The organism is Flavobacterium sp. (assembly GCF_039916025.1).
Classification (GTDB): Bacteria; Bacteroidota; Bacteroidia; order Flavobacteriales; family Flavobacteriaceae; genus Flavobacterium.
The window spans coordinates 1-11,161 of sequence record NZ_JBDSMB010000098.1 but is presented as its reverse complement, the minus strand read 5'-3'; the positions used below and the strand labels follow the sequence as shown (position 1 = coordinate 11,161).

Below are 11,161 nucleotides of genomic sequence, written 5' to 3'. Positions count from 1 at the left end.
TTTGCCCATTAGCGATCTCGACGCTTTTTGTGCCAAGATTAAATACCTCAATACCATCGCCAGGATTGTTGTAATCACACAGTTCATAATCCGTGATTACAGGATTGGGTAAAGGGATTGGGTTGACAACTAAATTTAGTGAAGTTGTTGAAAGACATGTTGGGGAGCCTGTAAAATGTACTCGAACATCAAGCGTTTGCAATCCAGGGGCAATGGTACAATATGGACTTGCAAGTGAAACACCACTTGTCGCTGTTTCATAAAAATCAACCACAACATTTGGATTTCCTCCTGTAATTTCATTTATTTTGGTAGTTAAATCAAAGCAATAGAGACCATCATTGTTTAAACTGTCATCACAAACTACATATGGTGTTGGATTGTTAATCGTGGGTGGAGGCGTTACGGTTACTACCGCAGAGCCTGTCTGAGCTTGTGAACAAGCCGGAATACCTCCGTCCTGAACACTTACTAAAGCATAAGTGTATACACCTTGTGGTGTCGTTGGAACACTAACGATAACGCTATTTCCTCCTGTGGTGGAAACTGGTGGTTGCACTACCGTATTAATTGAATACGTGAACGTATAAGGCGCTGTACCGTTTGCACCTGTTAGTATAATTTGTGGCGATGCTGAATTCAAACATACTGCTGTAGTACCTGAAATTGTTGCTGTTGGCAATACTTTTACCATTATAGTTGCTGTACCGGATTGATTTTGAGAACATGCAGGAACTCCGGAACTCTGAACACTAATCAAAGTATAAGTAAACACACCCGATGCTGCAGTAGAAACCGGAAGTGTATAAGTACTTCCAACGCTTGGCGGAGTTGTTACTGTAGTTGCTCCTCCATCTGTACTATAAGTAAAAGTATAAGGTGCTGTTCCATTTGCTCCCGTAAAGGTAATATTTGGACTTGCTGAATCTTTACAAACTGTTGTCGTACCAGAGATAGTAGCAGTCGGCAATACTTTAATCGTCACAGTCGCTGTACCGGATTGGTTTTGTGAACATGCAGGGACTCCGGAAGCCTGAACACTAATTAAAGTATAGGTAATGGCACCTGACGCAGCTGTAGAAACTGGAAGTAAATAAGTATTACCAGTACTTGGCGGGGTTGTAGCCGTAGTTGTTCCTCCATCAGTGCTGTATGTAAAAGTATATGGAGCTGTTCCGTTTGCTCCTGTAAAGGTAATATTTGGACTGGCCGAATCTTTACAAACCGTTGTCGTTCCCGAAATGGTAGCCGTTGGCAATGCAATAACCGTTACAGTTGCAGTACCATTTTCAGGTTGTATTACTGTCCCAGCAGCAGTTGTAATTGTAGCGCTTACTATACTGTAAATAGTGTTTATGCTTAATAGAGGTGTAGTATCAAAATTAGTCCCTGAAGCATTTAATGCAATTTGTCTTGGATTTCCATCAACAGTATAATCAACAATTGCGTTTGGTGTTCCTGTAAAAGTTATAGTAGACGAACCTCCACTACAAACCGAAGTTGGCGAAGCCGAAATCGATACAACAGGCAATGGCACAACTATCAATTGAAAGCTTACTATTACAAAATTTGCATGGTTACTATTTTGAAATAAAACAGCATAAATTGTTTGAGGATTAGTTGTGTTTGAAAAGGCAGTTGTCCCAATTATTGGACTAGTTCCGGCATTTGCAGCAGCTAAAGTAAGATAATAAGCAACCGAGTAATCAGCTGGCGCATTTGCTCCTAATATAATTGCCGTTTGTGGAGTAAAATTAAATATGGAAACTCCTGACCCAGGTGTCGTTTCATATTGAACCAAATTTGGTGGTGTTCCTGGAATAATTGGTGGTACACACAAACTTGAATCTATATGTAAAGTAAACTGTGCTGTAACAATACAACCTGTATTATCATCTTCAACTGCCGCATATATTATTTCTCCATCAACGCCATTATAAATAGTTGGATTTGAAATTGGGGATGCTAATTGTTGTGCCTGCAATAAAGTATGATGGAATGAAATAGAATTAGGTAAACCATTTAAAATAGTAGCATTATTGCTTGTTAAATTAAAAGGAGCACTACATTGTGTTAAATCACTTGGAGTTCCAAGTGTAAGCGAAGGAATATATTCAACAATCATTGAATCTGATTGCTGACATCCACCAGGATAAGTAAGCGTTACAGTATAAGTTCCTGCTTCAGTAACAGTATAAAGATTAGAATTGGTCCCAACGGGAGTTGCACCTTGCGTCCAACTATAAGTTACCCCAGGAATCATAACGCTTCCAGCCTGAACATTAATAATTTTTGAACTACAAACCGCAGTATCATCAGCAATAGTAAAATCATGAATCCCGTTAAATTCTGTACCTGTCCCAACCAAATCAGGAGTTCCAATATTAAAACTTCCGCCTCCTAAAAAAACAGCAGAATCAAATAAGTCATCATTTCTATCTGCAATGACAAGTTTAATATGGTATAAATCATTTGGAGTTACTGCCGATGTTGCCGTCATTAAAACCGTCTCGCCATTAAAATTTGTTGGAGCCGCAGCTCTAACGGCAGGTGATGAATCATTGAAGTTACCAAAATAAGAAGAATTTGTTGACCCACAATTTGTACCAGCACCCGTAAAATATGCCCCATCACGTATAGTTACTACAGATATTGGTGTGGTTGTACTAGGAACTAAAGCTAAATTTGTAGCCGCAGCACCAGTAGTTACATCAGTCAGAAAAAAAGCAAAAGAATCTGAAAAAGTACATTGATATTCCCCATACTCTTCCGAAGCAAATAGAAAATCAAAACTCATCATTGTTGTCAATGGAGTAAAATCAAATTCCAATACAGTAGCATTGTTATAATCCGTTAAACCAGGATCAATTCCCAACCCATCAATATAATTAAATAAGTCAATATCTCCGGGCCATGTACCATTACTCTGTATTGTTGTATTCGGGCCAGGAGCACTTAATGCATTTCCCGTGGATAAAATAACTCCGGAAGTTAATGGGAAATTAGGATTTGAATTTTGAAAATAACCGATTCCATTTGTTGATCCAAAACTAGAACCATCACTTGAATCACTACCAGTGCTCCACGAAATATTAGTAATGGCACCAACACACGAAGAAGCTGTACTTCCAGACGCAAATAAAACATCCTGAACAAGTTGCGGAACTGTATGGGTAGTATTGTTGACAGTTATTGCTTGAGAAAAAGAACTTAATCCCGTTAGAATAGTAAAAAATAAAAATAAAATTCTCTTCATCAATATGGAATTATATCAGTGCTTTTAATTTCTAAAACCACTAAATATGTTAATTAATTGTTTATTTGTCCAAATATAAGTATTCACAGAAAATAACTTTGTTAAATTTGCATAAAAATATACTTCCCTAATGAAAATCAGCATAAAAGAAACTCAAAACCCAGCAATATTAAAATTTGAATTCCCGGAATTTATAACTCAAAATGAGAGTTTTGAGTTTAAAAATATTGATGAAGCCAAAAATTCCCCTTTGGCCCAACAACTGTTTTATCTTCCTTTTGTAAAAACAGTTTACATATCCGGAAATTTTGTTGCCATCGAACGATTTAGCATAGTTGAATGGTCAGATGTTCAGGAAGATGTTGCCGAACAGATTGAAAACTTTGTCAATAATGGCGGTGTGATTGTGTTGCCAAATGAAAATTCGACTAAAAAACAACCTATATCTGTTTATGGCGAAACCACGCCAAATCCGGCTTCGCTGAAGTTTGTAGTCAACAAAGCATTAACAAAAACAGCAGCCGAATTCAAAAATATTGATGAAGCAAAAGCATCGCCTTTGGCACAGGAATTATTCAAATTCCATTATGTAAAAGAAATATTTATCGCCGAAAATTATATTTCGGTTACCAAATACGACAGTATTTCTTGGGACGAAATCACGTTGGAATTGCGCACATTCATCAAACAATTCATTGAAAATGGCGGAACTGTGATTGATGAAAGTCAAATTGAAACTAACGCAAAACAGGAAAAACAACAAATCAAAAACTTTGATAATCTTGATACAACTTCTCAGCAAATCATCAATATTCTCGAAGAATACGTAAAACCTGCCGTTGCTGCCGATGGCGGAAATATCCTTTTTGATTCGTATGATGAAACTGAAAAACGTGTAAAAGTTGTACTTCAAGGTGCCTGCAATGGTTGTCCTTCTTCTACATTTACGCTAAAAAGCGGAATCGAAAACATGCTGAAAGACATGCTCAACGATAAAGATATTGTAGTTGAAGCAATTAACGGATAAGCATTATTCAAAATAAAAAAGTAACTTTAAGCGTCCAATTTTGGGCGCTTTTTTTGAAGCTATTTCCCGCTTTCCGTTGTATCTTTTTTAATTGCCTCGGGTTTAAACCCGAGGCAATTAAAAAAGGATGCCACTACAATCAGGGCTAAAAAAATAATCATGAACGAACTACATCAAGAAACAAGTCCATATTTATTGCAACATGCCAACAATCCGGTGCACTGGAAAGCATGGAATGCCAATTCTTTGGCCTTAGCCAAAAAAGAAAGCAAACTGATAATTGTCAGCATTGGCTATTCCGCTTGTCATTGGTGCCACGTAATGGAACACGAAAGTTTTGAAGACAATGAAGTAGCAGCTACGATGAATGAACATTTTGTCAGCATAAAAATTGACCGCGAAGAACGCCCGGATATTGATGCCGTTTATATGAAAGCCGTTCAAATCATGACCGGTCACGGCGGCTGGCCAATGAATGTAGTGACATTGCCCGATGGAAGACCAATTTGGGGCGGAACCTATTTCAGAAAAAACGACTGGATAAATTCCCTGGAACGACTTCAGGAGATTTATATTGAAAATCCGCAAACCATTTTGGATTACGCCGAAAAACTTAATGACGGTTTGCAATCGCTGAGCATTATTTCAAAAAGTGATTCGGAAAGCAACTTCAATTTTGAAATACTTGAATCCTTAGTTTCCAAATGGCAAAAAAGTTTTGACTGGGATTTTGGCGGAATGGCTCGCTCTCCCAAATTTATGATGCCTGTCAATTATGAATTTCTCTTACGTTATGGTTATCAAACCAAGAATCAAGAGCTGTTAGATTTTGTAAATCTGACATTGACCAAAATGGCTTATGGCGGTTTGTTTGATACTATTGATGGCGGATTTTCACGCTATTCTGTCGATATGAAATGGCATGTGCCACACTTTGAAAAAATGCTTTATGACAACGGTCAATTGGTTTCGCTTTATGCTAATGCATTCAAATTAACCGGCAACAAACTCTATAAAGAAGTCATTGAAAAAACATTAGCATTCGTAGAAAAAGAGTGGCTCACCAAAGAAGGAAGCTTTTATTCTGCGCTTGACGCCGACAGTTTGAATGCGGCAAATCATCTCGAAGAAGGCGCGTTTTATGTTTGGACAAAAGCCGAATTACAAACCTTACTTCAGGAAGATTTCGAATTATTTTCAATTGTTTTTAATGTCAACGAATTCGGATTTTGGGAACATGAAAATTATGTTTTAATCCAAAAACAAACCTTATTCGAAATCGCAAAAGAGCAAAATATTGCCTTAGAAATTTTGGTGCAAAAGAAAAAATCCTGGGAACAATTGCTTTACGCAGAAAGAGAAAAACGCAGCAAACCAAGACTGGATGATAAATGCCTGACATCATGGAATGCCATTATGCTCAAAGGTTTTGTCGAAGCGTATAAAGCCATTGGAAGGCAACATTATTTAGATATTGCTTTGCAAAACGCGGATTTTATCATCAAAAATATTTGGACTTCCGATGGCAATTTGAAACACAGTTACAAAGAAGGAAAAGCTACTATCAATGGTTTTCTTGAAGATTATGCTCATGTAATTCAGGCTTTTATTTCTTTATATGAAGTTACATTTGATGAGAAATGGCTGCAAAACGCAAAGCAATTGACCGATTATGCTTTTGATAATTTTTATGATGCACCCGCTCAATTTTTCTCGTTTACTTCACATCAGGATGAAGCTTTAATTACAAACCATTTTGAAGTCGAAGACAATGTGATTCCGGCTTCCAACTCGGTTATGGCAGATGCTTTATTCAGATTGAGCATTTATTTTGAGAATAGTTATTATGAAAAAATCTGCCAGCAAATGGTTCAGAATATTATTCCAACAGTTACTTATCCTTCGGCATTTTCAAATTGGCTGAACGTGCTTTTACATTTTTCGGAACAGAATAAAGAACTGGCTATTTGTGGAAGCAATACTTTAGAATATTTAGAAAAAATAAATAATAATTATTCGCCTAACATAATAATTGCCGGAAGTTCAGCAATGTCAAAGCTGCCATTTTTAGAAAATCGGTTTTCGGAAAATGAAACTTTGTTCTATCTGTGCCAAAACAAAACCTGTCAAAAACCAACTGCTGATTTTGAAGAAATCTGTAAAGAAATAGAAATTAAATCGTAGAAAAATCGTAATATTGTTATTATTAACTAACTAAAAATTACAGACATGGGATTAGGTGGATTTTTTAAAAATTTATTTGGCGGTGCCAAAGATAAAGCTGCAGATACTACTGAGAATTATGCAGAAAATGCCATTGAAAAAGTAAAAGAAATGGCTGAACCAATGATGGACAAAGTAGAAGATTTTATAGATTCAGCTAAAGAGAAAATCAGCGAACAGATTCCGGCTGCAAAAGAAACAATTGATAATATAGTGGAATCGGTGAAAGAAAAAGCAGGCGAATATGCTGAAAAAGCAGAAGGTTTTGCTCACGACACTGTGGATACTGTAAAAGAAAAAGTAAGTTCATTTGCAGGTGATGCTTCTGAAGATGCCGAAGAAGTAATGACAAAAGCAGAAGACGCGATAAAACCAGCCGACGAAAACGCTGATTAATTTCTAAAAAAAATATTATTTTTGTATCCCGATTCGTCGGGATTTTTTTATTACTCTATGGAAAAGAAAGAACTGCACTATATTCATTCGTTTGCGGATTACGTTGATCAATTTATCAAAATGCTGATTGATTATTCGCCAAAGCTAATTACAGCTTTGGTAATTCTTTTTATCGGGCTATACGCTGTTAGGCTAATCAATCGTTTGGTAAGAAAGATTATGATTAAGCGTGATTTTGATCCAACGTTGTCAGATTTTTTAGCAGACAGTTTACTTTGGGCATTGCGTTTTTTACTTTTCGTTACTTTCATTTCCAAATTAGGAATTGAAACTTCTTCCTTTGTAGCAATTCTTGGAGCTATTGGTTTGGCCGTTGGTTTGTCGTTGCAGGGTTCACTTTCCAATTTCGCAGGCGGCATGCTCATTATTATGTTCAAGCCGTTTAAAGTCGGAGATTCTATAGAAGCTCAGGGAGTTTCAGGAACAGTTAGCCAAATCCAGATTTTTGTAACCAAATTAGTTACCGGAAACAATCAGACGATTTTTATTCCGAATGGGATTTTGTCCAATGGTGTAATAACCAATTTTTCAATGGGGAAAAACAGAAGAGCAAATCTTCTTTTAAATATTTCGTATGACACGAATATCAAAACAGCTAAAGAAATTGTGCTGCAGGTTTTGGAAAACAATCCCAAAGTTTTAAAAACTCCACCGCCAGCTGTTGTTGTAAATCTTTTAACCGATTCTGCTATTCAGTTAGCCATTCAACCATGGGCAAAAAATGCGGATTTTGGTTCTATGAGTTCGGATATTCTGGAAGAATGCAAAGAAGCATTTGACACAGCAGGAATTCTTATTCAACCCTATGTAAAAGAATCTTCGAAGTAATTTACTTTGGCTTTGCTATCAAAAAATCTTTTAGATAAAAAGGTTCAAAATAAGCTACATCTTCAAATTCATTTTTGCTGAATTTGTCATAACTCAAAGAGCTCATTTCGTTTGCTGATGGGAAAATTATTTCGGGAAGAAAGTGGAAATTGTCTTTGGTTAAAACCGTTTTGCATTTTTCCTGGCAATCGCCAATAAAATACACAGCTTCATTCATTTCGGCATAACTTTCTTCTGTTAAAATCTCTGCCTGCACTTCCATTATTTTGATATGCTTGTTATCAAAAACGGCACTGTAAACTTCCATTCTTCGCGCATCAATCATTGGAATGATCAAACCATTTTCCACCACAACCTGTTTTGCTAAAACCTGCAGCGTATCAACCGAAATCAACGGAATTCCGAGGGCATAACACAAGCCTTTTGCTGTTGAAACACCAATTCGTAAACCTGTATAAGAACCCGGACCCTTACTTACCGCAATGGCTTTTAAATCCCGAACCGTTATGGCTGTTTCTTTTAGAATTTCTTCAATAAAAACATGTAGTTTTTCGGCATGCGAATAACCTTGTTCCGCAATTTCTCTGCACAAAATAGTTTCACCATTTTTAGCCAAGGAAACAGAGCAATTCTTGGTTGCAGTTTCTATATTTAGAATGTAAATCAAGGGATATGCAGTTATTTTTTCTCTTTTTCCTTATCAGAATCTTTTGCCAAACTAACTCTATCGCCTGAGTTCAGGTCTTTAGTAACGGTTGTATAAGGACCAATAATGACTACATCGCCTTTCTTTAAACCGGAAGTAATCTCAATATTTGTATCATCCTGAATGCCTGTTTTTACAATTCTGATTTTGGCTTTATTGCCATCTTTTACAAAAACACATTCGAATTTCTTGTCGTTTTTAGCAACAACTTTTTTGTCTTCTGGCTCATCTTTTATTTCATACTTCTTTGTAGCTGCAGTATCTGCTTTCACTACAACAGAGCTAATTGGCACACCAATAACTTTCTCTTTTCGCTTGGTAATAATATCAACTGTCGCTGTCATTCCAGGTCTGAATGGCGAATAAGTGACTGGCTTCCCTTCTAATAAATCCTGGTATGATTCTTTTAAAATTCGTACTTTTACTTTAAAATTCGTCACCTGATCAGCCGTTGTTGCTGTGCTGGCCGAATTGGAAATACTGGTTACTATACCTTTGAAATCTTTTTTCAAATAAGCATCAACCTGGATTTTTGTACTGTCTCCAATGCTTATTTTCACAATGTCATTTTCGTTAACATCAACTTCAACTTCCATATTGTTAAGATTGGCAACACGAAGAATTTCGGTTCCGGTCATTTGTTGCGTTCCTAAAACCCGTTCTCCCAATTCAACCCCAAGTGAAGAAATAGTTCCGTCAGCCGGTGCATAAATAGTCGTTCTTCCAAGGTTGTCTTTTGCTTCCATAACCGTTGCATTGGCACTTTGCACATTGTAATAAGCGGATTCTTTGTTGGCTTTTGCGCCTTCAAATGATGCAATTGCTTTGTCCCAGTCTGATCTTGAAATAATTCCTTTGTCAAACAAAGTTTTGCTTCTGTCATAACTTGCTTTTGCTTCTTTGAATGTAGCATCTGCCTGGCTTAATCCTGCTTTTGAACCTGATAAATTAGAAATCGTTCTGTTGTAACCAGAAGTGTATAAATCCGGATTTATCTTAACCAATAAATCTCCTTTTTTTACCACTTGTCCTTCTTTTACAGGTAAAGCAATAATTTCTCCCGATACTTCTGAAGATATTTTCACTTCGATTTCAGGTTGGATTTTTCCGGTAGCCGAAACAGTTTCTACAATTGTTATTTCATCAACTTTAGCTGTTTCGACTTCTTTTCCCTCGTCGTTGTTACCTATAACTCCTTTAGATTTTAAGACTAGCAGCAAAACAAGTATTGCTACAATAACTCCAGTTAAAATGTAAATTTTATTTCTTGACATGATTTATTGTTTTTGAATGATTGGGATTCCGAAGTATAATTCTACTACTTTCATTTTAAAAATATAATCGTATTTAGCACGAATAACATCCGATTGTGAAGCTACAAATATGGTTTGTGATTGATTAAAATCAAAAGCAGTCATTAAACCAACATCATATTTTTCTTTGGCATAATTAAATGCTTCCTGTCTTGCTTCCAAAGTTGAAAGTGCCGATTCATAAGTTTTCAAAGCGCCTTTGGCATCGGTGATTGCTTTATAAACATTAGTTTCTAAATCCAGATTAGCCTGATCGAAAGCATTTTTGGTTCTTTCAAAGTTGACTTTACTTCGTTCCACATTATTTTTTGCAGAAAATCCATTTAATATTGGAACGTTTAGTTGCAATCCAAAGTTGTGTCCTTTGTTATTACTGAATTGTTCAAAAACCGGTAGCGGATTTGCAATTATTGGTGTTCCACTTCCATCAACCCCGACAATTCTATCAGAATAACTGGCGTTTGTACCAAAATTATAACCAAAAGACAAACTCGGCTGTAATGCGCCTCTTGCTATTTTAATATCTCTTTGCGCAATGTCTAAGTTACTTTGTGCAATTTTAATTTCGACTCTGACCTGCTTTGCTTTTTCAATTATAGCTTCCGGAGTTTCGGCCATTACCGGACTTTGCGTTGCTTCGATATCAACATCGGCAATGTCAAAATTTTGAAAATCTTCCAATTGAAGTAATTGCGCCAAACTCAGTCTTGAAATCAGCAGCGCATTTTCGGCAGCTACTACTCTTTGATTATCGCCAGCAATTGTTGCTTTCATATCCAATAAATCTCCCCTTGCAACTGAACCCGAGTTCACCAATTCCTGAGTTCTGTTTAATTGTTTTTCATCGAAAGTTAATTGCCCTTGTTGCACCTTTAGATTTTCTTTATTAAAAAGTATATCCAAATAAGCATTGGCAACATACAGTGAAATATCATCCTGCATTTTAGTCAGTTGGTATTGCGACGCCAGTTGTGCCATTTTTGCTCTTCGAAGACGATTTTGATTTTGCAAACCATTATAAAGAGTGACACTTGAACTCACACCAACCTGGGTATATTGTGTAGTTTGATTTTCTCTAACATTCGTAACCGGATTTGTATTGGCACCGATACTCCATGAATGTGAAATGCTGGTGTTTAAATTGGGTAGAAAATTTCCAATAGCTGATGATTTGTCAATGTTGGCTAATTTAATATCCAATTCAGATTGCTTGATGGATATGTTGTTTTTCAAGGCGTACTCTACGCATTCCTGAATCGTCCACTTTTTTTGTTGGGCTACGGAAGTAAATCCTAAAAGAAGAATAAAAATCAATGTAAATGCCTGTATACTTTTTTTCATACTAAAAACGG

8 protein-coding genes are annotated in these 11,161 nt (G+C 36.4%); 4 read left to right on the top strand and 4 right to left on the bottom strand.

What is annotated here, in order from left to right; translation table 11 throughout:
* On the bottom strand, nt 1–3,256 hold a 3,256-nt coding region (locus ABIQ27_RS06670), incomplete at its 3' end, for a choice-of-anchor L domain-containing protein (protein WP_348033003.1).
* Between the two features lie 130 nt (nt 3,257–3,386).
* Between ABIQ27_RS06670 and ABIQ27_RS06665 the strand changes: the two genes are divergently transcribed.
* The 4 genes from ABIQ27_RS06665 (at nt 3,387) to ABIQ27_RS06650 (ending at nt 7,790) form a co-directional block, all read left to right on the top strand.
* A complete protein-coding gene (locus ABIQ27_RS06665; protein ID WP_348033002.1) occupies nt 3,387–4,283 on the top strand; it encodes a NifU family protein in 897 nt (298 codons plus the stop codon).
* 159 nt (nt 4,284–4,442) lie between these two features.
* Nucleotides 4,443–6,467, top strand: coding sequence for a thioredoxin domain-containing protein (locus tag ABIQ27_RS06660; protein WP_348033001.1), 2,025 nt, complete (start codon nt 4,443–4,445; stop codon nt 6,465–6,467).
* A gap of 45 nt (nt 6,468–6,512) precedes the next feature.
* The gene (locus ABIQ27_RS06655; protein ID WP_348033000.1) at nt 6,513–6,902 is read left to right on the top strand and encodes a hypothetical protein; all 390 of its coding nucleotides are present in this window, start codon (nt 6,513–6,515) and stop codon (nt 6,900–6,902) included.
* Between the two features lie 57 nt (nt 6,903–6,959).
* Complete coding sequence (locus ABIQ27_RS06650) at nt 6,960–7,790, top strand: mechanosensitive ion channel domain-containing protein (protein WP_348032999.1); 831 nt, start codon at nt 6,960–6,962, stop codon at nt 7,788–7,790.
* Between the two features lies 1 nt (nt 7,791).
* Here the strand turns inward: ABIQ27_RS06650 and tsaB are convergent, their stop codons facing one another.
* Genes tsaB through ABIQ27_RS06635 form a run of 3 tightly spaced genes read right to left on the bottom strand, consistent with a single transcriptional unit; the run spans nt 7,792 to nt 11,150 of the window.
* Complete coding sequence (gene tsaB / locus ABIQ27_RS06645) at nt 7,792–8,457, bottom strand: tRNA (adenosine(37)-N6)-threonylcarbamoyltransferase complex dimerization subunit type 1 TsaB (RefSeq protein ID WP_348032998.1); 666 nt, start codon at nt 8,455–8,457, stop codon at nt 7,792–7,794.
* An 11-nt stretch (nt 8,458–8,468) separates the two neighbouring features.
* Nucleotides 8,469–9,770 (bottom strand): efflux RND transporter periplasmic adaptor subunit, encoded by a 1,302-nt coding sequence (locus ABIQ27_RS06640; protein ID WP_348032997.1) that lies wholly within the window; start codon nt 9,768–9,770, stop codon nt 8,469–8,471.
* A 3-nt stretch (nt 9,771–9,773) separates the two neighbouring features.
* A complete protein-coding gene (locus tag ABIQ27_RS06635; protein WP_348033004.1) occupies nt 9,774–11,150 on the bottom strand; it encodes a TolC family protein in 1,377 nt (458 codons plus the stop codon).
* Nucleotides 11,151–11,161: the final 11 nt, after the last annotated feature.

What these genes read in the sequence shown, in the direction of transcription:
- ABIQ27_RS06665 (WP_348033002.1), top strand. Translation starts at nt 3,387, where the DNA reads ATGAAAATCAGCATAAAAGAAACTCAAAACCCAGCAATATTAAAATTT.
- ABIQ27_RS06660 (WP_348033001.1), top strand. Translation starts at nt 4,443, where the DNA reads ATGAACGAACTACATCAAGAAACAAGTCCATATTTATTGCAACATGCC.
- ABIQ27_RS06655 (WP_348033000.1), top strand. Translation starts at nt 6,513, where the DNA reads ATGGGATTAGGTGGATTTTTTAAAAATTTATTTGGCGGTGCCAAAGAT.
- ABIQ27_RS06650 (WP_348032999.1), top strand. Translation starts at nt 6,960, where the DNA reads ATGGAAAAGAAAGAACTGCACTATATTCATTCGTTTGCGGATTACGTT.
- ABIQ27_RS06640 (WP_348032997.1), bottom strand. Translation starts at nt 9,770, where the DNA reads ATGTCAAGAAATAAAATTTACATTTTAACTGGAGTTATTGTAGCAATA.
- ABIQ27_RS06635 (WP_348033004.1), bottom strand. Translation starts at nt 11,150, where the DNA reads ATGAAAAAAAGTATACAGGCATTTACATTGATTTTTATTCTTCTTTTA.